The following is a 20,482-nucleotide window of genomic DNA, read 5'->3' on the forward strand; positions in this document are numbered from 1 at the left end:
CATTCGCGAACGTCCGATCGGGCCTGGCCAATCGAACCTAGATACCCATCTTCTTCTTGGTGACCCTGGTCGGCATCGCCTCCAGCGGATTGTCCGGCCAGTAGTGGCGGGGGTAGCGCCCCTTCATCTCTTTTTTCACCTGCTCGTAGGAGCCAGCCCAGAAAGCGGCCAGATCGGCGGTGATCTGCAGCGGTCGCTGGGCGGGGGAGAGCAGCTCCACCACCAGTGCCACCCGGCCATCGGCTACGCAGGGGGTTGCCGCCTGACCGAACATCTCCTGAATTCGCACCGGGATCACCGGTGCCTGCCCCGGCTGATAACGGATCCGTACCCGGCTGCCGGTCGGTGCCGTGAAGTGGCCGGGCAGTGCCTCGTCCAGCCGTTTGGGCAGTGGCCAGGGCAGAGATTGGCGCAGGATGTCGCTCATATCGAGCTTTTTCAACTGCTCCAGCCGGGTCATGCCGCTCACCGCAGGCAGCAGCCACTGTTCGAGGGTGGCCAGCAGGCTGTCGTCATCCATGGCTGGCCACTCCTCATCGGGCAACCAGTCGCGGGCGCAGCGCAGACGGGCCAGCAGCCCTTCGCTGCTCTCATCCCACGGCAGCACATGCAGCCCCTTGCGGCGGATGCCCTGCAGCAGGCAGCGCCCCTTCTGCTCATCCGAAAGATCTGTCAGCGGTCGCTGGCTCAGCACCAGCTCGCCGAGCACCTGTTGGCGTTCGGCTCGCACCCGCTCCTCGCGCTCGTCCCAGTCGAACCACTGCCGTTCGCTTACCAGCTCCGGCAACAGGCGTGCCAGCTCATCCAGCTCTATCGGTTCGGCGATAAAGATGCGGCTGCCGCGCTCGTTCTGGCCCATCTCCACCGCAATCAGCGCACTCTGGCCCTGACAGGGGTGACCCTCGATCAGATCGCAGCTTACGCCGCCACTGAGCTGGTAACGGCTGCCGCTGCGCAGCTTGCCGATGCGATCCGGCCAGGCAAGGGCACAGAGCAACCCGAGCCACTGACCCTGTGGATTGGCCGGGCGCACGCCAAGCCGTTCAAACCAGCGGGCCGCACTCTGGCGCAGGGCTCCCTGACGGCGGTGGAACAGCACCGAGAGGCGCTCCGATCCTCGCAGATCTTCTTCCAACAACGCCACCAGATATGCGGCATCGGCGACAATCCCTGTCAGACCTTCAGCTTCCAGCTCGCGGGCGCGCAGCAGCATGCGGGCGAGCCGGGGATGGGTACCGAAGGCCGCCATGGCGCGGCCAGCCGGGGTAAGTTGTTGCTCACCCTCCGGCTTCATGGCGCCGAGGGCGACCAGCAGCCGCTGGGCGCTGGCGACGGCCGCGGCCGGCGGCATGTCGAGCAGCGGCAGATCTTCCACCTTTGCCCCCCACTGGGCGGCATCCAGCAGCAGACCGGTCAGCTCCTGAGTGAGGATGTCGGGCGGACTCTGCTCGGCGAGCCGCTCCTGCACTTCGTTGCTCCAGAGCCGGTAGCAGACGCCGGGGCCAAGACGACCGGCACGGCCCGCCCGCTGGGTGGCGGAGGCTTTGGCGATGGGGCGGGTCTCCAGTCGGGTGACGCCGCTTTTCAGATCGAACGAGGCACGGCGCTCCAGCCCGCTGTCGATCACGACAGAGACTCCTTCGATGGTGAGGGAGGTCTCCGCCACATTGGTGGTGAGCACCAGCTTACGGCGGCCCGCAGGTGCCGGCTCGATGGCCGCTTGCTGGGCGGCCATGTCGAGGCGGCCGTAGAGGGGGGCGAGGGTCACGTCATCCGGCAACCGTCCTTCCAGCCACTGCGCCAGCCGCTCGATCTCTCCCTGTCCCGGCAGAAAGACCAGCAGGCTGCCAGCTTGCCCGGCCAGCGCTTCGAGCACCACGGCGCCGACTTGCGGCTCCAGCCACTGCTGGCGATTGGCGGGGCGATAGTGGTAGCCGATGGGAAAGCCGCGCCCTTCCGAGCGGATCACCGGCGCATCCGGCAGCAGCTTTTCCAGCGCCATGCCATCCAGAGTGGCGGACATCACCAGCAGCTTGAGGTCATCGCGCAATCCCTGCTGGCTCTCGATGGCGAAGGCCAGCGCGGTATCGGCGTGCAGGCTGCGTTCGTGGAACTCGTCGAAGATGACCAGCGAGACGTCACCGAGCTCGGGATCCTGCTGCAGCATCCGGGTCAGCACCCCTTCGGTGACGATCTCGAGCCGGGTCGCGGAGCTGGTGCGGCTCTCGCCGCGCACCCGCAGGCCGATGTGCTCGCCCACCTTCTCCCCGAGCTGGCGCGCCAGAAAGCTGGCGATATTGCGCGCCGCCAGCCGTCTTGGTTCCAGCATGATGATGCGGCCGGGCAGCCGGTTCTGGCGTACCAGCTCCAGCGGCAGCAGGGTCGATTTGCCCGCGCCGGGGGGCGCCTGCAGGATCACGCTGCTGTGGCGGTCGAGGGCGGCAAAGAGTTCGGGCAGCACCGAAACGATGGGGAGTGGGGACAAAACGATCAACACCTTCTGTTGCAACCGGTAAAACGGCGCCTATTCTGCCACAGCCAGCCCGGCCACCGTGAGCAGATGTAGGGGAGCAGATGGCCCTCGGCCCGGATGGCGAGACAGGAGGAGATGGCTGCCATAGAATGGGCCACCCTCTCTGTCTGGAAAAAGGCATTTTCACCCGAATGGCCAAACTCTTCTTTGCCCTGCCCGTCGGGGAGCTCGCTCCCGAACTCATCAGCTGGCGTGATCAACGCCCCTGGCCCGGTCAGCCGGTGCCGCAAGCCAATCTTCACCTCACCCTTGCCTTCCTCGGTGAAGCGGACGAGGTGACCACCCGCCGCCTGATTGCCGCCGTTGAGCGCCAGCACTGTCCGCCTCTCACCATCAGGCTGGACGAGACCGGCTGGTTCAGCCGCGCCAAGGCTGGCTGGGTTGGCCCGAAGGAGTGGCCCAACGAGCTGACCGTGCTGGCGAAGGCGCTGCGGCGTCACGGCGAGAAGCTGGGACTTGGCAATGGCGAGCAGGGTTATCGCCCTCACGTCACCCTGTCGCGCAAGGCGGGCGAGGCGCCAGCCACCCTGCCGGCTCCCGATTTTCTGCTTAAGGCCGATCAATTTTGTCTCTATGAGTCGATCTCGACCCCGGACGGGGTGCGCTACCAGCCGCTCGCCTGCTGGCCGCTGCGGGCCAGAGCCAGGGATGAGGGAACTCGGGATGAGTGGGACAACGAACAGGCGCGGAGGGCGAACCCGTGATATTCGAGCCCCCGCTGCAATCCGGGCAGCTTGTTGCCCGCTACAAGCGCTTTCTGACCGATGTCGAACTGGCCAATGGCGAGGTGATCACCATCCACTGCGCCAACACCGGCGCCATGACCGGCTGCGCCGATCCGGGCACCCGGGTCTGGTATTCGACCTCCGACAACCCCAAGCGCAAGCTGCCCCATAGCTGGGAGATCGCCGAGAGCCCGGCCGGCCACTTTATCTGCGTCAACACCGCGCGCGCCAACCAGATCGCCCGGGAGCTTATCGAGCAGGGTGCCATCGCACCGCTGTGCGGCTATGCCAGATTGCGCACCGAGGTGAAATATGGCGAAGAGAACAGTCGCATCGACCTCTTGCTGGAAGATGAGAAGAGGGGCAACTGTTACATCGAGGTAAAATCGGTCACCCTGCTCGACGAGCGGGAAGATGCCGGCATGGGCTACTTCCCCGATGCGGTAACTGCCCGTGGCGCCAAGCATTTACGTGAATTGATGGCCATGAAAGCGGCAGGTCACAGAGCCGTGCTGCTATTTATGGTGTTGCACTCCGGAATAAGCCGGATGCGCCCTGCAGCGCACATAGATCCGCACTATAGTCTGCTAATTGAACAGGCAATTGCGGCGGGGGTTGAAATTTTATGCTATCGGCCCCATGTTGGGGTGCAAGGCATGGTGGCACAAGGATTTATCCCGTTTGAATCCAGCCACCTGTTACCCGAGGGGAGTTCATAAATATTGGAGTGGGTAACATTATTGGTACGGCTCGTTTGCTTACCCGTTACCCTTCTGCTATAGATGTCGCCCTCAATTTATGGATGGCACGGGTAGCGTGCTGAATTAGGAGACAGGGCATGCCAACAGGCGAAAACAGGAAATCTCTGGGCCCCCTGGCCATTGCGGGTGTCGCGCCTTACCAGGAAAAGCCGGGTGAGGAGTACATGAATGACCAACAGAAGGCGCATTTTCGCAAGATCCTGGGTGCCTGGCGCAACCAACTGATGCAGGAAGTTGACCGCACCGTTGATCACATGAAGGACGAGGCTGCCAACTTCCCGGATCCCGTGGATCGTGCCGCGCAGGAAGAGGAGTTCGCTCTCGAACTGCGTACCCGCGATCGTGAACGCAAGCTGATCAAGAAGATCGAGAAGACCTTGCAGCTGCTGGAAGACGACGACTTCGGTTACTGCGAGCACTGCGGTATCGAAATCGGTATCCGCCGTCTGGAAGCCCGTCCGACTGCCGACCTCTGTGTCGACTGCAAGACGCTGGCCGAGATCAAGGAAAAGCAGATGGCCGGTTGATACCGACCCGCTGCAATATGAAAAAGGGAGCTTGCGGGCTCCCTTTTTTATTGCGCATTTTTTATTGAGCTTTTGAGCGGGTCGTCCCAAAATGCGCCTCACTGAACTGCTTATCCGAACCGTCATGGCTGTGAATACCCCTTCCTCCCCCCAAATTCGCCCCTATGTGGGCCGCTTTGCGCCGTCCCCTTCCGGCCCGCTCCACTTCGGTTCGCTGATTGCGGCCCTCGGCAGCTTTTTGCAGGCGAGAGCGCAGCAGGGGCGCTGGCTGGTGCGCATCGAGGATATCGATCCGCCGCGGGAGATGGCGGGGGCGGCCGACCTTATTCTCAAGACCCTTGAGGCATATGGTCTTGAGTGGGATGGCGAGGTGATGTTCCAGAGCGCGCGCCACGGCCGCTATGACGAGATCATCGACCAGCTCTACCGGGCCGGCGATCTCTACTGGTGCCGCTGTACCCGGCGCGAAATCATGGCAAGCGGTGGTTTTTACAACGGCCACTGCCGCACCCTGGAGCTGACGGCAGAGGGCTCTGCCGCCCGCTTGCGCCAGCACCATCCGGTCTACCACTTCGATGACCGCTTGCAGGGCCATATCGCGGTACCGGCGGCGCTCGCCGATGAGGATTTCATCATCCGCCGCCGCGACGGGCTCTACGCCTACAACCTGGCGGTGGTGGTGGATGATATGGACAGCGGCATCACCGAGATAGTGCGCGGTGCCGACCTGCTGGAGCCGACGGTGCGCCAGATTGCCCTCTACCAGACCCTGGGGGCAGCGGTGCCGGACTGGGTGCATCTGCCGCTGGCGGTGCAGGCCGACGGCAACAAGCTCTCCAAGCAGAACCATGCGCCGGCGCTGGCGCTGGATGAGGTGCGCCCGGCCCTGTGGCAGGCACTGCACTTTCTCGGTCAGTGCCCGCCGCCCGAGCTGATGGCAAGCCGGATCGACGAGATCATCGGCTGGGGCATCGCCCACTGGCAGCTGGCCCGGGTGCCCGCCAGCGAGAAGATCCTGTTGCTTGCCGGCTAAATCTGGCTGCCAAAGCAAGATGAAGCGCTGCGCGAGTCGGCTTGAGCGGATCGGGCGCAGGCCTTCGAGAGCAGGCAAGAGAGAACAACGGACCCTGCGCCGCGGATCCGGTTCGGTATAAGCTGGAATTGGGTCATTTCCCGAAAAGCCATAAATTAAATTTATAGTGACGGGGTTGGCGCCATAGCCGCCTTGTTGTCGTGCCGACAGGTGCTAAAAGGGCAATGGCCGGTTTGATGGCAGTGAATGACCGCTATTTTTCCGGCAACGCCGATTCAAACGGGATCAATTGCCGTCACGGTTTTTCATTTGGTCAGGTGTGAGCTATCGGAATAGACCGCTATTTTTTCCGGCAACGCCGATTCAAACGGGATCAATTGCCGTCACGGTTTTTCATTTGGTCAGGCGTGAGCTATGGGAACAGACCGCTATTTTTTCCGGCAACGCCGATTCAAACGGGATCAATTGCCGTCACGGTTTTTCATTTGGTTAGGCGTGAGCTATGATAGGCCGCTATTTTTTTGGCCTCCCGTCAATTTGAAGTCATAACGAGGTGTACCATTTTTTCCCAGATCGCAAACTTTTGCCGCAAAGTGCTCGGCAAGGATGAGGGCGAGCAGTCGGCGGAGTCCCCCATTCCGGCCCGTGTTGCCGGACAACGTCGAACCCTGAGTCGTGACCAGCACCCGATTTCGCGCAAAGAGATCAGCGAGAATGCACTCAAGGTGCTCTATCGCCTGAACAAGGGCGGCTACGAAGCCTACCTGGTCGGCGGCGGAGTCCGGGATCTGCTGCTCGGGAAGACGCCCAAGGATTTCGACATCGCCACCGATGCGACGCCGGAGCAGATCAAGGCGCTGTTCAGCAACTGCCGCCTGATTGGCCGCCGCTTCCGCCTGGCCCACATTGTGTTTGGTCGTGACGTGATCGAAGTGGCCACCTTCCGCGGTCACCACCATCAGGTCAATACCAGCAAACATGTGTCGGCCCAGTCCGATGAAGGCATGCTGCTGCGCGACAACGTCTACGGCACCATCGAAGAGGATGCCGAGCGCCGCGACTTTACCGTCAACGCCCTCTACTACAGCGCCAAGGATTTCACCCTGCACGATTTCGAGGGCGGGCTGGAGGATTTGGCCGAGCGCAAGCTGGAGCTGATTGGCGATCCCGAAACCCGCTACCGCGAAGATCCGGTGCGGATGCTGCGCGCCGTGCGTTTCGCCGCCAAGCTCGACATGACCATCAGCCCGCGCACCGCTGCCCCCATCAGGGAGCTGGCGCCGCTGCTGCAGGATATTCCGGCTGCCCGCCTGTTTGAGGAGACCCTCAAGCTGTTCCTGGCTGGCGATGCCCTGACTACCTACAAGCTGCTGCGCGAGTACGGCCTGTTCCAGCAGCTCTTCCCGCAAGTGGCTGCACTGTTTACCCCGCACGGCAACTCGCCTTACGAGCAGTTTATCGAGCAGGCGCTGATCGATACCGATACTCGCGTTCGTGAAGATAAACGCGTCACCCCCGCCTTCCTCTACGCCACCCTGCTGTGGGGCTGCGTCGAGGCCCGTGGTCGGGTGCTGGAGAACGAGAGCGGCCTGCCCTGGTATGACGCCTTCATGCTGGCGATCAACGAGGTGCTCGACAATCAGGTGCGGATCATCGCCGTTCCCCGCCGTTTCACCACCGATGTCCGTGACATCTGGGCCCTGCAACAGCGGTTGACCCGTCGTCAGGGCAAGCACCCCGAGCGCGCCATGGAGCACCCCAAGTTCCGCGCGGCGTTCGACTTCCTGTTGCTGCGCAACCGGGTCGAGCGCGGTCTCGGCGAGCTGGCCAGCTGGTGGGAGCGCTATGTTGCTTCCAATCCGGATGTGCGCCCGCAACTGCAGCGGGAAGCGACCCGTCGCCCGGCCAGCGGTGAGCGCGGTGAGTCCCGTAGCCACGATGGCGAGAAGCGCAGCAGCAACAGCCGCAATCGCCGCCGTCCGCGCCGTCGCAAGCCGAAAGCGGCCGAGTGACCACAGACGTGATGACCGAGGTCTTCATCGCCATTGGCTCCAATCTGGCCGACCCGCTCGGTCAGGCGCGCCGCGCGGTCGCCGCGCTGGCGACCTTGCCGGAATCTGTGCTGGTGCAGGCCTCGTCGTTTTACAGCAGCCGCCCCATGGGGCCTGCTGATCAGCCGGACTACGTCAATGCCGTGGCCCGGCTCAACACCCGGCTGACGCCGCTGGCGCTGCTGGATCAACTACAAAAAATCGAGCTGGAACAGGGACGTGTGCGCAAAGAGGAGCGGTGGGGGCCCAGAACCCTGGATCTCGATCTGCTGCTCTTTGGCGATCAGGTGATCAACCACGAGCGCCTGATCGTTCCCCATTACGGCATGAAGGAGCGGGAGTTCGTGCTGCTGCCCCTGGCCGAAATCGCGCCCGCTCTGGTGCTGCCCTGCGGCACCCCGCTCGCACAACTGGTTGCCCGCTGCCCGGGCAATGATCTCGCCATCATTGCGCCGAGTGCAGACGTACAGGAGCCTTTATGAGCAAGATCACCACCGCCAGCCTGCTGAAGATGAAGCAGGATGGTCAAAAGTTCACCGCCATCACCGCCTATGATGCCACTTTTGCCAAGTTGTTCGACGATGAGGGGGCCCACGTGCTGCTCATCGGCGATTCGCTGGGCATGGTGCTGCAAGGGGGTCAGGATACCCTGGCGGTCAACATGGATGAGATGGTCTATCACACCCGCTGTGTGGCTCGCGGTGCCAGCAATGCGCTGATCATCGCCGACATGCCCTTCATGAGTTACGCCACCCCCGAGCAGACTTACCAGAACGCCGCCCGCCTGATGGCAGCCGGTGCTCGCATGGTCAAGATGGAAGGGGGCGACTGGCTCTGCGACTCCATCCGCCACCTCACCCGCAACGGGGTGCCGGTATGCGGTCACCTCGGCCTCACCCCGCAATCCGTCCACGTCTTTGGCGGCTTCAAGGTGCAGGGTCGCGACGAGTTTCAGGCCCAGGAGATCTACCGTCAGGCCCTCGAGCTGCAGGCGGCCGGTATCCAGCTGCTGGTGCTCGAGTGCGTGCCCAGTGCGCTGGCCGAGCGGATCAGCAAGGCGCTGCGCATCCCGGTGATCGGCATCGGTGCCGGTCCCGCGACCGACGGTCAAATTCTGGTGATGCACGACGCCTTTGGCGTCACCTCCGGCTATGTGCCCAAGTTCACCAAGAACTTCCTGGCCGAGACCGGTGACGTGCGTGCCGCCGTGCGCCTCTATGTGCAGCAGGTGAGCGAGGGGAGTTTCCCCGGCCCGGAACACTGCTTCAACTGATGTGATGCCCTATCGATGCGAGCGGGGGCCAGTGCCCCCGTTTCGTCATCCTGTCAGGCTGATGTAACCCGTATCTTTTTGATTCATCTGAAGGTGAACTGCCGATGTTGGTTGTTAACAATCCTGCCGCTCTGCGTGAGCAGATCTCTCAATGGCGCCGTGAAGGGCGTGCCATCGCATTCGTGCCCACCATGGGCAATCTGCATCAGGGCCACCTGACGCTGGTGAAAGAGGCGCACAGCCACGCCGAGAAGGTGGTGGTCAGCATCTTCGTCAACCCGATGCAGTTCGACAAGGCCGAGGATCTTGCCAACTACCCGCGCACTCTGGAGCAGGATTGCGCAGCGCTGGAAGCGGCCGGGGTCGATATGGTGTTCACCCCGACCCCGGAAATCATGTATCCGCAGGGGCTGGCCAGCCAGACCTTCGTCGAGGTGCCGGGTCTCTCCAATCTGCTGGAGGGGGCGCTGCGTCCGGGTCACTTCCGCGGGGTCAGCACCGTCGTCACCAAGCTGTTCAATCTGGTACAGCCGGATGTGGCCTGCTTTGGCCAGAAGGATTACCAGCAGCTGGCGCTCATTCGCAAGATGGTGGCCGACATGGCGATGCCCATCGAGATCGTCGGCGTGCCCACCGTGCGGGCCGAAGACGGGCTGGCGCTCTCTTCGCGCAACGGCTACCTGACTGCTGCCGAGCGGGCCATCGCCCCCGAGCTGGCGCGCACCATGAACTGGATCGCCGAGCAGATCGAAGCGGGTGATCACCACCTGCCCTCCCTGGTGGCGCAGGCCAGCCAGCGCCTCGACAACGCCGGTTTTCGCACCGATGCCATCGACATCGTCGATGCCGCCAACCTCGAAGCGGCTACCGACGAGAGCGAGCAGCTGGTGATCCTGATGGCTGCGTATCTCGGCAAGGCCCGTCTTATCGACAACCGGGTGGTCACGCTACAGCAAGCCTGAGCGAGTCGCCCACAGGAGGATCTCATGTCCAAGAAGGTTTATTGCATCGCCCAATTCCTGCCGAAAGCCGGTCAGGAGCAGGCCCTGTTTCAGGTGTTGCAGGCTCTGGAGCCCAACACCCTGCGTGAGGATGGCTGCCTGCAATATCGGGTAACCCGCCACATCGCCAGCCCGTTTGCCGAGGGGGAGAGCTTTCCCATCGTGTTCAACGAGATTTGGCAAGATATGGCCTCTTTCGAGGCGCACTGCCAGCGCGCCGAGATCAAGGCTTTCTTCGAGCGTTACTGTCTGGCCGACGATGGCCTGGCTGCCAAGTGGAACGTCTGCGTCTATAGCGACGAACCCGAACAGTACGACGCCCCCGTAAAGAAGTAATTCCCCCGATTGTCAGCGGACGCCTTCCCGGGCGTCCGCTGCTTTTTCACGCCTGCACTCTCCTGCATCCCGGCGTTTTGTTCTGCGGCCCTGCCCGCCTCCCCCTTTGTTTCAATCCACTCTCGGCCTGATGGCCGCTACAGGTATTCATGATGTTTGTCCTGATTGCATCGCTTGTTTTCTGTCTGCTCTGTTTTGCTCTCACCCGGTTACCCTCCGGGTTGCCGCTCTCGCGCAAGGTGCTTGCGGGTCTGCTGTTTGGCGCCCTGTTCGGGCTGGCGCTGCAACTGGGGTGGGGTGCCGATGATGCCGGCGTCCAGCAGACCCTGGAGTGGGTCAATATCATCGGCGGCGGCTATGTCAGCCTGCTCAAGGTGGTGATGATGCCGCTGGTGTTCACCTCGATCCTTTCTGCCATCAACAAGCTGGAGCAGGCCCAGTCCCTCGGCAAGATCAGCGCCGTGCTGATCGGCTCCATGCTGACGCTGGTGATGATCGCCGGTGTGGTGGGGATGACGGTGACCCATCTGAGTGGCCTCACCGCAGAAGGGTTGCTGAGCCACGGCAGCGACACGGCTGCGCTGCAACAGAGCATGAGCACCATCGACAGTGCCCAGAGCTTGCCGGCCCTGCTGCTCTCGCTGGTGCCCACCAACTTTGCCGCCGATATGGCGGGTAGCCGCGGTCTCTCGGTGATCGGGGTGGTGATCTTCACCGTGCTGGCCGGGGTTGCCCTGCTGCAGTTGAAGGCGGAGCATCCAGAGGCTGGTGCTCGCGCCGCCGTCGCCATCGACACCCTGCAACTGTGGGTGATGAAGATGGTGCGGGTGGTGATTGCGCTCACCCCCTATGGCGTGATGGCGCTGATCGCCCGGGTGGTGGCCCACTATCCCCTGAGCGAGATCCTCAGCCTGCTCGGCTTTATTCTGGTCTGCTACGTCGCCATTCTGGCGATGTTTGCGGTGCACATGGTGATCCTGCTGCTGATCGGCCAGAACCCGCTGCACTACCTGCGGGAAGTGTGGGGCGTGCTCACCTTCGCCTTTATCTCCCGCAGCAGCGCGGCTTCCATCCCGCTCAGTATCGAGACCCAGCAGCGTCTTGGCGTGCCCTCCAGCATCGCCAACTTTGCCGCCTCGTTCGGTGCCAACCTCGGCCAGAACGGCTGCGCCGGTATCTATCCGGCCATGATGGTGGCGATGATTGCCCCCATGCTCGGTATCAACCCGTTTGATCCCCTGTTCCTGCTTACTCTGCTGCCGGTGATTGCGCTGGGCTCCATCGGGGTGGCTGGTGTCGGCGGTGGCGGCACCTTCGCCGCGCTGATCGTGCTCTCCACCCTCAACTTCCCCATCGCGCTGGTGGGGGTGATGATCGCCATCGAGCCGCTGGTGGACATGGGCCGTACTGCTCTCAACGTCAACGGCTCCATCATGGCGGCCATGATCACCAAGCGCCTGCTTGGCAAACAGGTGCAGAGCGATGTCGCGGAAGGCGAAGCGTCCCGAGTCGCCAGCTGACAGCCAGCATCGAAATGAGAGAAGCCCGCAGTTGCGGGCTTCTTTTTTTGGGGCGAAAGGTCGGGTTACTCGGCCGTGACGGGGTAGCCGGCCCCTTTCCAGGCGAAGATGCCACCCGGCACCCGATAGACCTGTTGATAGCCCTGATTGACCGCCCAGGCGGCGGCATTGTGGCTGCGGCCGCACTTGACGAAGCCGCAGTAGATCACCACGGGGCGAGCTTTGTCTTCACCCAGCAGCGCCTGGAACTGCTCCGGTGTCCCGCTTCCCTCGACAATCTCGCTCCAGTTGTCGCCAGCCTTGGCCTCTTTCACGAAGGCAAAGTTCTTGGCGCCCGGGATGTGCTCCTTCTTGTAGGAGTCCTCATAGGGCATGGTGTCGATGATCACCAGCTCCTCGCCCTTGTCCATCCGGGTTTTCAGCTCGGTCACGGTCAGCAGCTGATAGCCCCCCTGCTGCGCCTCCTGTGCCAGCTGTACAGCCGATTGCTCAAGCTTCACCTCCTGCTCGAACTGGTTATCGCCACAGCCCGCGAGGGCAAAGCTGGCGGCGATCAGCGAGGCCACCAGAGTGCGGGATCGCAATGTCATCATGTCACTACTCCTTTAGAACGGGAAAAACGGGGCGGGAAGTTCGCAGCAGGGCGCCCGCAAGCGTCAGTAGCAGCAGATCCCGCACAATGGCCTCCGGCAACGAGCTGAGATCAGCCCTGCCCAGACAGCCGCAAGAGATGTCGAGCCCGATGGCAACGCCATAGCCCAACACCGGAATAAACAGGGCGAGCAGCCCGATCACCAGCCACAATCCCCAGCGCCGGTTGGCGATGACTGCAAGCCCGGCGCATAGCTCAAGGGCAATCAGCCCCCAAGCGGCGAGTGGAAGCAACGGTGGCCAGATCAGGCCAAAGGCGCCGATCTGTTCGATGAACAGGGCAGGGGAAGCCAGCTTGAACCCGGCGGAGGCGAGGAAGAATCCCCCCAGCGCCAGATTGGCCAGCATGCGCAAATAAACGGCGATGGGATAGCTCTTTATCATCCATGACTCCGACTGCCAGCCACAGGCGTTTGCTTCGCCATGTCCTGACTATCGGCCGGGTAGCGGGCCAGCTCCTGATAGCCGCCGTCTGCTTCGCAGCGAAAGACGGCGGCGGTTTCACCACTCTGGCACCACTGTTGCCACTCGTCTGGCGGGCAATGGAGGCGAATGGCGAGGCCACAGCCGGCGCTGAGCAGGCGCGGCACATCGCAGACCCGAAACTGCTGGCCATATTGCTCCAGCCGCTTGCGCAGTCTTACTGTGCCTAGGGTGGAGTGGAACAGGTAGAGAAACTCCTGATTCATCATTTGCCTCCCGTGCTGGCGCGCGCACCGAACAGGGCGGCCCCCAGCGCACCGGCAAACTGGGCATCCGGGTGGGTGGCGACCTCGCAGCCCAACCCTTCGGCCAGATAGTGGCGGAAGGTGGCGCAGTGGCTGACGCCGCCGGTAAAGAGCACGGTCGGTCTGGCACCGAGGCGGCCGATAAAGTTGGCACTGCGCCGGGCCATGGATCGGACGATGCCGGCCAGGATCGACTCGGCCGGAATGCCCGCCGAGCGCAGGCTGATCGCCTCCGATTCGGCAAACACGGTGCACATGCTGCTGATATCGTGGGGCTCGGCCCCTTGCAGCAGTTCGTCAAGCTGCTCGACCCGAGCCCCCAGGGTGCGGGTGATCACCTCGAGAAAGCGACCGGTGCCGGCGGCGCACTTGTCGTTCATCAGAAAGTCGGTGAGATTGCCCTCGCTATCTAGCTGGATCACCTTGCTGTCCTGCCCGCCGATGTCGATGACGGTGTGTACCGACGGGCAGAGCAGGCGAGCCCCCAGCCCATGGCAGGAGATCTCGGTAACCCGGCGATCGGCGAACGACGCCAGATCGCGGCCATAGCCGGTCAGGGTCAGGTGGGGGCGCTCTGGCAAATCGGCCGAGAGCTCCTCCCAGCCTTGCTCGATGGCGGCCAGCGGACGAAAGGGGGTTGGCACCAGAAAACGGCGGACGATGCGCCCGCCATCATTGTGGTCGAACAGGATCCCCTTGGTCGCGGTGGAGCCCGAGTCAATCCCGATGGAGAGTGACACGGCGCCTCCTCACAGCATTTCGATAAAGGCCGCCAGCCGGGTAGCCAGCTGTCCCTTGTCAGCGCTGGAGTAGTCGGTCTCGACCGCCATGTAGGGGATGCCATGGCGTTCTCGTACGTGACGCTTGATGGCGAGCGACTCCACCGCATAGGTGTGGCAGGCCTGCAGGATCACATCGATCACCCCGTCTGCCTGATACTCCTCCACCATCTGGCTCAGCAGCTTCATGCGCTGGTGGTTGGGGGAGATGCAAGAGCAGCCGATGGCCAGATACTTGTCGGTCAGCGCATCGAACAGGTCACCCTCCTCGCTGACGCACTGCTCGGTCGCCTTGGCGCCGGTGCAGTTCTCGTAACCTACTACCCAGCCGCCGTGTTCCTCGATAAGGCGCACCACCTTGTCGGCCGCGCCGCCGATGGGGCAGCCGGTGATGAGGATGCGCGGGCGGGCATCGAGCCGCTTGCCCTCGGCATACTCGGCCTTGATGCGGCGGGTCATCTCCTGCAGCTCGCTGATGAGCTGCTCCTTGTCGAAGCGGAAGGTGGCGCCATAGACCACCTTGAGCAGGTCGGTGCCGCTCAGCGCCGGCGGGTTGAGCTGACCCAGCCGATAGAAGTCGGCCAGCGCGCGGCGCTCGCGGTTCTTCAGCACGATGGCGTCGCGCAGCGCCTGCTCGCTGATGGGTTGGCCAAACTGCTGCTCCAGCAACTCCTTGAAGCGGACGATTTCGCTGCGCCACAGGGTGCGGGAGGCCTCGTCATCGGCGCGGTTGGGCAATTGCATCACGTGCACCGGTTTGAACTCGGCCATGTACTCGTACATCTTCTTCTTGCCGTCGCAGGTGGTTTCCCCCACCACCAGATCGGAGAAGTAGAAGTAGGGGCACTTGTCGGTCTTGCCGAAACCATAGCTGCTCTTGATCAGCGGGCAGAGGTTGCGGGGCAGATCTTTCTCGGCCTCCTCGATGGTCTCGTCGCTGGTGGAGCAGAGCGATACCACCACCGCGCCGGCGGCCATCGCCACCTCTTGCGGCATGAAGGTGCAGTAGGTGCCGATCAGGGGGATCTGTCGCTCCTTGAGTGCCATCACAGCCAGAAAGCCCTGACGACGGGCATCTGAAAAACTATCGAAAATGGCTGGCAACTCGGTGATAAGTGACATAGGCGATCCTGCCCTGATGAGAGAAATGAAGAGACGGATGCTCCATCAATAACGGCACATCCAACCGCGAGAATTATACCTTTGGGGGTAATTCGAAAATTGCGATGGATCACAAGGTGTCAGGTAAAGCCTTAATAACAGGCAGGTTATTGCGAAGGGGGCTGGCAGGTTGAAGGAGCTACAGGGGGAATAAAAAACGGGCACCGCGAGGTGCCCGTTCTGGTCATCAGTGGCGCAGACCGGTGCCGCGCGAGATAAGCCACCAGGCCAGACCGTAGAGAGCCACGATGAAGCCGGTGATGATGAGGTAGGCGGTGCCGAGCGGCACGTCGGAGATACCGAGGAAGCCGAAACGGAATGCGTTCACCATGTAGATGATGGGGTTCACCTGGGAGACCCCCTGCCAGAAGGGGGGCAGCAGGCTGATGGAGTAGAACACCCCGCCCAGATAGGTAAGCGGCGTCAGCACGAAGGTGGGGATGATGCTGATGTCGTCGAAGGTCTTGGCAAACACCGCGTTGATGAGGCCACCCAGCGAGAAGAGGATGGCGGTCAGCAGCACGGTCACGCAGACGCTGAACAGATGGTGGATCTGCAGCGGCACGAAGAACAGCGACACCAGGGTGACAATGAGGCCGACGCAGAGGCCGCGCGCCACACCACCGCCCACGTAGCCGGCGATGATGACGTAGTTGGGCACCGGTGCCACCAGCAGCTCCTCCACGTTGCGCTGGAACTTGGCGCTGAAGAAGGAGGAGGCGACGTTGGAGTAGGAGTTGGTGATCACCGACATCATGATGAGGCCGGGCACGATGAACTCCATGTAGGTGAAGCCGCCCATGTCACCGATGCGCGAACCGATCAGGTTGCCGAAGATGACGAAGTAGAGGCTCATGGTGATGGCGGGCGGCACTAGGGTCTGGATCCAGATCCGGGTAAAGCGGCTCACCTCTTTGGCCAGAATGCTCTTGAAGGCGATGTAGTAAGTGGTCAGGTTCATGCTTTTCTCCCCTCTTCGACCAGGGTGACAAACAGCTCTTCCAGCCGGTTGGCCTTGTTGCGCATGCTCAGTACCTGCACCTGCTGGTGTGACAGCTGCTCGAACAGGCTGTTGAGGGACTGGCTCTTGTCGAGATCCACTTCCAGGGTGCGCTCATCTTGCATGCGGCCGTTGAATTCGGGCACGTTTGGTACGGCAGAACCTGGCGCCAGATCGAGCAGGAAGGTCTCGCGGCCCAGCTTGCCCAGCAGGTTTTTCATGCTGGTGTTCTCGATCAGACGACCCTTGTCGATGATGCCGATGTTGCGGCAGAGCATCTCCGCCTCTTCCAGATAGTGGGTGGTGAGAATGATGGTGACCCCCTGCTCGTTGAGATCCTTGAGGAAACTCCACATGGAGCGACGGATCTCGATATCGACCCCGGCGGTCGGTTCATCGAGGATCAGCAGCTTGGGTTCGTGCATCAGGGCGCGGGCGATCATCAACCGGCGCTTCATGCCGCCGGAGAGGGTGCGGGCCGGCATGTCGCGCTTCTCCCACAAATCGAGCTGGCGCAGGTACTTCTCGGCACGAATTTTGGCTTCTGCCTTGGGTACGCCGTAGAAGCCGGCCTGATGGGTGACAATCTGGATCACTTTCTCGAACTGGCTGAAGTTGAACTCCTGCGGCACCAGTCCGAGCTGGGCCTTGGCCTCTTCCAGATGGGTATCGATGTCATAACCGAATACCTTCACCTTGCCGCCACTCTTGTTCACCAGCGAGCTGATGACGCCGATGGTGGTGGACTTGCCCGCCCCGTTGGGGCCGAGCAGGGCGAAGAAATCCCCCTGCTTGACGGTGAGATCGATGCCTTTCAGGGCTTCGACGCCCCCCTGATAGGTCTTTTTCAGGCCGCTGATTTCCAGTGCGTTCATTGCAACCTCTAACTGGCTGAACCCGTCTTGATACAGAAAAGGCGGCCGAGGCCGCCTGAGACAGAAAATGGCGCAGCGCCACCTTGTTCGGTATGTTTTTTAACCTTGTTACTCTTGCGGTACCACTTTGCCGATGAAGGGCAGGTTGCGGTACTTCTGGGCGTAGTCGATGCCGCAGCCGACCACGAATTCATCCGGAATGGCAAAGCCGACCCAGTCAACCGGCACCTGCACTTCGCGGCGGGAGGGTTTGTCCAGCAGGGTGCAGATGGCGAGGGATTTCGGCTCGCGCAGGGAGAGGATCTCGCGCACCTTGTTGAGGGTGTAGCCGGTATCGATGATGTCTTCGACGATCACCACATCCTTGCCCTTGATGTCGTCATCCAGGTCTTTGAGGATACGCACGTCACGGGTGCTGTGCATGCCGGAGCCATAGCTGGAGGCGGTCATAAAATCCAGGGTGATGGGCAGCTGGCACTGACGGCAGAGGTCAGCCAGGAAGACGCAGGAGCCGCGCAGCAGACCGATCATTACGACTTCGTCGGAACCCTGGTAGCGGGCGGTGATCTCTTCACCCAATTTGGCGATCCGGGCGGCTACTTCAGCCTCGGAGATCATCACCTCGACAGTGTGTTTCATCACTTACTCCCATATGGCCAAAGGGAAACTGGCCGTTCATGAACATCAAAACCGATGATTCTACCACCCGTGTCGAGAGGCGCCATATATACGTGGTGCTTTTATCGGCTTATTTTAATTGATAGAGTTAGCAGGCACTCAGGCATGATTAGTTACAATACTATAAACACCATAATCAATAACTATTAGATGATAAAAACTATGGAACCACGCGCAGAAATAAGACGTCGTACCCGGCTGTCGCCGGAGGCTCGTCGCAATCAACTGATGGAATGTGCCATCGAAGTGTTCTCCCGCCGCGGTATCGGTCGTGCTGGTCACGCCGAAATTGCCGAGCAGGCCAAGGTCTCTGTTGCCACCGTCTTCAACTATTTCAACACCCGCGAGGAGTTGGTAGATGAGGTATTGGCCGAGATCGAACGCTTCGTGAACCTGACGTTGTCGCAGGCATACAGCGGCAATGGTTCAATCTTCGACAAGATCAAGCGCCATGTGAGCTTGTCTGTCGATGCGGCCTACGACCAGCCCGATTACGCAGGTATTTGGCTGGAGTGGAGTTCCTCGGTTCGGGAAGAGGTATGGCCTCGCTATACCCGGCTGCTCGATCAGTGCCTTGAGCTGATCGCCAGCGAGCTGCAAACCGCCATGGATGCAGGGGAGATCACCAGCGTGCTGTCGGCACAGGATCTGGCCCGCTCTCTGACCGGTTTTGGCTATGTGATGATGCAGATGATCAATCAACCTCAGCGCCCGGCGCGCGAAGAGGTGACTGATTTCCTGTTCAAGTACGTGACTGCACCTATTCAGGCTTGCTGATACGGCTTAACGAAAAAAGGCGCCCCTCATCGAGGGGCGCCTTTTTTTATCCGGTTTGTCTGGTCAGCTCAGCCGTGGCCATAGCCCCAGCGGCTGGTCAGCTCACGCTCGACACCCAGATGATCGAGGATGCGGGCGACCATAAAATCTACCAGATCCGCGATGCTTTTCGGCTCATGATAGAAGCCCGGCGCGGCGGGCATGATGGTTACCCCGAGGCGGGCCAGTTTCAGCATGTTCTCCAGATGGATCGCCGAGAAGGGACTCTCACGGGGCACCAGGATCAGCTGGCCGCGCTCCTTGATCACCACATCCGCCGCCCGCTCCAGCAGGTTGTCGGAAGTGCCGTTGGCAATGGCCGAGACGGTGCCCATTGAGCAGGGGCAGACCACCATCTGCTTGGGGGCCGCCGAGCCGGAGGCGACTGGTGAGAACCACTCCTCCTTGCCGCAGGCGACTATCTGACCCTCTTTGGCGCCATATTGGCGACAGAGATAAGCCGATAGCTCCTTCGGTGAGCCCGGCCACTCCTGCTGTTGCTCGGTCTTGAGTACCACCCGTGCCGCTGAGGAGGCGAGCAGGTAGACCCGATAGTCCGCCTGCACCAGACACTCCAGCAGGCGCAGGGCGTAGGGGGCGCCGGAGGCACCGGTCAGCGCCAGGGTGATCGCTTTGTTCATAGTTCGCCGTGGTAATCCTTGAGGCGGGCGATCAGCTTGTCATGAATGCCGCCGAAGCCGCCGTTGCTCATGATCAGAATATGGTCGCCATCGCGGCTCTCGGCCACCAGCCGGTTGATCAGGGTCTCCAGATCGTTGAACACCTTGGCGGGTCGGGTCATATGGGCCGTTACCTCGCCGAGAGCCCAGCCAATGTTGGGCGGCTGGAAGAAGAACACCTCGTCGGCGCCATCGAAGCAGCCGGCCAGCTCCTCCTTGTGAACACCCAGCTTCATGGTGTTGGAGCGTGGCTCCAGCACGGCCAGAATACGGGCTTCACCCACCTTGGCGCGCAGACCGCCGAGGGTGGTCTCGATGGCGGTAGGGTGGTGGGCAAAGTCGTCATAGACGCTGATACCTGCCACTTCGCCCTTGAGCTCCATCCGCCGCTTGGGGGATTTGAACTGGCAGAGGGCCGCTATGCCGTGCTCTACCATGACGCCGGCATGACGGGCGGCAGCGATGGCCATCAGGCCATTGTTGACATTGTGCTCGCCGATGCACTCCCAGCGCACCTCGCCCTGCTTTTCGCCATCCAGCCACACCTCGAAGGCGGAGCCGTCATCGGCCAGCTTGACCGCTTTCCACTTGGCGTCGTCCTGACCCACCAGCTCTACCTCGCTCCAGCAGCCCATCTTGCGCACGGCGGCCAGGTTCTCGTCCCCCTTGGGGAAGAGCACTCGACCGTTGCTCGGTACGGTGCGCATCAGGTGGTGGAACTGGCGCTGGATGGCGGCGAGATCCGGGAAGATATCGGCGTGGTCGAACTCCAGGTTGTTCATCACCAGGGTGCGCGGATGGTAGTGGACGAACTTGGAGCGCTTGTCGAAGAAGGCGCAGTCATACTCGTCCGCTTCGATGACGAAGAAGGGGGCAGAGCCGAGGCGGGCCGAGACCGGGAAGTTGCCCGGCACGCCGCCAATAAGGAAACCGGGCTCCAGCTTGGCGTACTCCAGCACCCAGGCCAGCATGCTGGCGGTGGTGGTCTTGCCGTGGGTGCCGGCAACGGCCAGCACCCAGCGATCTTGCAGCACGTGCTCCAGCAGCCACTGGGGGCCGGAGATGTAGGGCAGATTGCGGTCCAGCACATATTCAACACAGGGGTTGCCGCGGCTCATGGCGTTGCCAATCACCACCAGATCCGGCGCCGGATCAAGCTGGGAAGGGTCATAGCCTTCGGTCAGCTCGATGCCCTGTTGCTCGAGCTGGGTGCTCATGGGGGGATAGACGTTGGCGTCCGAGCCGGTCACCCGGTAACCAAGCTGTTTTGCCAACACCGCCAGACCACCCATAAAGGTGCCGCAGATCCCGAGAATGTGAATATGCATACCGCTTCCTTTCGCAGTAAAGGGAA

22 protein-coding genes are annotated in these 20,482 nt (G+C 61.9%); 11 read left to right on the forward strand and 11 right to left on the reverse strand.

The features are described from left to right. Positions 1-37: 37 nt before the first annotated feature. Positions 38-2,485, reverse strand: a complete 2,448-nt coding sequence (gene hrpB / locus BS300_RS11005; RefSeq protein ID WP_071912722.1) for an ATP-dependent helicase HrpB — start codon at positions 2,483-2,485, stop codon at positions 38-40. A 179-nt stretch (positions 2,486-2,664) separates the two neighbouring features. Between hrpB and thpR the strand changes: the two genes are divergently transcribed. From thpR to BS300_RS11055, 10 genes are all read left to right on the forward strand, one after another. Next, the gene (gene thpR / locus BS300_RS11010; RefSeq protein ID WP_071912935.1) at positions 2,665-3,237 is read left to right on the forward strand and encodes an RNA 2',3'-cyclic phosphodiesterase; all 573 of its coding nucleotides are present in this window, start codon (positions 2,665-2,667) and stop codon (positions 3,235-3,237) included. After that, positions 3,234-3,977: a DNA/RNA nuclease SfsA gene (gene sfsA, locus BS300_RS11015; RefSeq protein ID WP_071912723.1), complete on the forward strand. Its 744-nt coding sequence runs from the start codon at positions 3,234-3,236 to the stop codon at positions 3,975-3,977. Before thpR ends, sfsA begins: the two co-directional genes overlap by 4 nt. Before the next feature lie 119 nt (positions 3,978-4,096). Further along, entirely contained in the window at positions 4,097-4,546 is a 450-nt protein-coding gene (gene dksA / locus BS300_RS11020; protein ID WP_005335644.1) for an RNA polymerase-binding protein DksA, read from the forward strand. A gap of 124 nt (positions 4,547-4,670) precedes the next feature. Further along, a complete protein-coding gene (gluQRS, locus tag BS300_RS11025) occupies positions 4,671-5,579 on the forward strand; it encodes a tRNA glutamyl-Q(34) synthetase GluQRS (protein WP_071912937.1) in 909 nt (302 codons plus the stop codon). 521 nt (positions 5,580-6,100) lie between these two features. Next, entirely contained in the window at positions 6,101-7,591 is a 1,491-nt protein-coding gene (gene pcnB, locus BS300_RS11030; protein WP_043849917.1) for a polynucleotide adenylyltransferase PcnB, read from the forward strand. A gap of 11 nt (positions 7,592-7,602) precedes the next feature. Beyond that, positions 7,603-8,112, forward strand: a complete 510-nt coding sequence (folK, locus tag BS300_RS11035; protein ID WP_071912939.1) for a 2-amino-4-hydroxy-6-hydroxymethyldihydropteridine diphosphokinase — start codon at positions 7,603-7,605, stop codon at positions 8,110-8,112. Continuing rightward, positions 8,109-8,903 (forward strand): 3-methyl-2-oxobutanoate hydroxymethyltransferase, encoded by a 795-nt coding sequence (panB, locus tag BS300_RS11040; RefSeq protein ID WP_042030455.1) that lies wholly within the window; start codon positions 8,109-8,111, stop codon positions 8,901-8,903. The genes folK and panB overlap by 4 nt, the downstream gene beginning before the upstream one ends. A gap of 104 nt (positions 8,904-9,007) precedes the next feature. Beyond that, entirely contained in the window at positions 9,008-9,865 is an 858-nt protein-coding gene (gene panC / locus BS300_RS11045) for a pantoate--beta-alanine ligase (protein WP_043849920.1), read from the forward strand. Positions 9,866-9,889: 24 nt separating this feature from the next. Then, positions 9,890-10,240 (forward strand): putative quinol monooxygenase, encoded by a 351-nt coding sequence (locus BS300_RS11050; RefSeq protein ID WP_041210222.1) that lies wholly within the window; start codon positions 9,890-9,892, stop codon positions 10,238-10,240. 152 nt (positions 10,241-10,392) lie between these two features. Further along, complete coding sequence (locus BS300_RS11055) at positions 10,393-11,760, forward strand: cation:dicarboxylase symporter family transporter (protein WP_071912725.1); 1,368 nt, start codon at positions 10,393-10,395, stop codon at positions 11,758-11,760. Positions 11,761-11,825: 65 nt separating this feature from the next. Here BS300_RS11055 and BS300_RS11060 read toward each other — a convergent pair whose 3' ends face one another. The 8 genes from BS300_RS11060 to hpt all read right to left on the reverse strand — a co-directional run bounded on the left by BS300_RS11060 (position 11,826) and on the right by hpt (position 17,593). Then, positions 11,826-12,353, reverse strand: coding sequence for a rhodanese-like domain-containing protein (locus BS300_RS11060; protein ID WP_071912727.1), 528 nt, complete (start codon positions 12,351-12,353; stop codon positions 11,826-11,828). A gap of 4 nt (positions 12,354-12,357) precedes the next feature. After that, positions 12,358-12,795, reverse strand: coding sequence for a MauE/DoxX family redox-associated membrane protein (locus BS300_RS11065; protein ID WP_071912730.1), 438 nt, complete (start codon positions 12,793-12,795; stop codon positions 12,358-12,360). Further along, positions 12,792-13,100 (reverse strand): DUF3343 domain-containing protein, encoded by a 309-nt coding sequence (locus BS300_RS11070; protein ID WP_071912733.1) that lies wholly within the window; start codon positions 13,098-13,100, stop codon positions 12,792-12,794. Before BS300_RS11070 ends, BS300_RS11065 begins: the two co-directional genes overlap by 4 nt. Continuing rightward, positions 13,100-13,879: an acyl-CoA dehydratase activase gene (locus BS300_RS11075; RefSeq protein ID WP_071912735.1), complete on the reverse strand. Its 780-nt coding sequence runs from the start codon at positions 13,877-13,879 to the stop codon at positions 13,100-13,102. The genes BS300_RS11070 and BS300_RS11075 overlap by 1 nt, the downstream gene beginning before the upstream one ends. 9 nt (positions 13,880-13,888) lie before the next feature. After that, the gene (locus tag BS300_RS11080; protein WP_071912737.1) at positions 13,889-15,040 is read right to left on the reverse strand and encodes a double-cubane-cluster-containing anaerobic reductase; all 1,152 of its coding nucleotides are present in this window, start codon (positions 15,038-15,040) and stop codon (positions 13,889-13,891) included. A 226-nt stretch (positions 15,041-15,266) separates the two neighbouring features. Then, the gene (locus BS300_RS11085; protein WP_041210215.1) at positions 15,267-16,040 is read right to left on the reverse strand and encodes an ABC transporter permease; all 774 of its coding nucleotides are present in this window, start codon (positions 16,038-16,040) and stop codon (positions 15,267-15,269) included. Next, entirely contained in the window at positions 16,037-16,954 is a 918-nt protein-coding gene (locus BS300_RS11090; protein WP_042030466.1) for an ABC transporter ATP-binding protein, read from the reverse strand. The genes BS300_RS11085 and BS300_RS11090 overlap by 4 nt, the downstream gene beginning before the upstream one ends. Before the next feature lie 108 nt (positions 16,955-17,062). Beyond that, positions 17,063-17,593, reverse strand: a complete 531-nt coding sequence (hpt, locus tag BS300_RS11095) for a hypoxanthine phosphoribosyltransferase (RefSeq protein WP_005343302.1) — start codon at positions 17,591-17,593, stop codon at positions 17,063-17,065. A 201-nt stretch (positions 17,594-17,794) separates the two neighbouring features. On the opposite strand from hpt, the gene BS300_RS11100 reads away from it, so the two are divergent. Further along, positions 17,795-18,409, forward strand: coding sequence for a TetR/AcrR family transcriptional regulator (locus tag BS300_RS11100; protein ID WP_041210213.1), 615 nt, complete (start codon positions 17,795-17,797; stop codon positions 18,407-18,409). Positions 18,410-18,477: 68 nt separating this feature from the next. On the opposite strand, the gene BS300_RS11105 is transcribed toward BS300_RS11100, so the two are convergent. After that, the gene (locus BS300_RS11105) at positions 18,478-19,089 is read right to left on the reverse strand and encodes a flavin prenyltransferase UbiX (protein ID WP_071912739.1); all 612 of its coding nucleotides are present in this window, start codon (positions 19,087-19,089) and stop codon (positions 18,478-18,480) included. Next, positions 19,086-20,456 carry a UDP-N-acetylmuramate:L-alanyl-gamma-D-glutamyl-meso-diaminopimelate ligase gene (gene mpl, locus BS300_RS11110; protein ID WP_071912741.1) on the reverse strand — a complete coding sequence of 457 codons (1,371 nt, stop codon included), beginning with the start codon at positions 20,454-20,456 and terminating at the stop codon, positions 19,086-19,088. The genes BS300_RS11105 and mpl overlap by 4 nt, the downstream gene beginning before the upstream one ends. Positions 20,457-20,482 lie beyond the last annotated feature (26 nt).

Source organism: Aeromonas sp. SCS5 (genome assembly GCF_001887375.1).
Classification (GTDB): domain Bacteria; phylum Pseudomonadota; class Gammaproteobacteria; order Enterobacterales; family Aeromonadaceae; genus Aeromonas; species Aeromonas jandaei.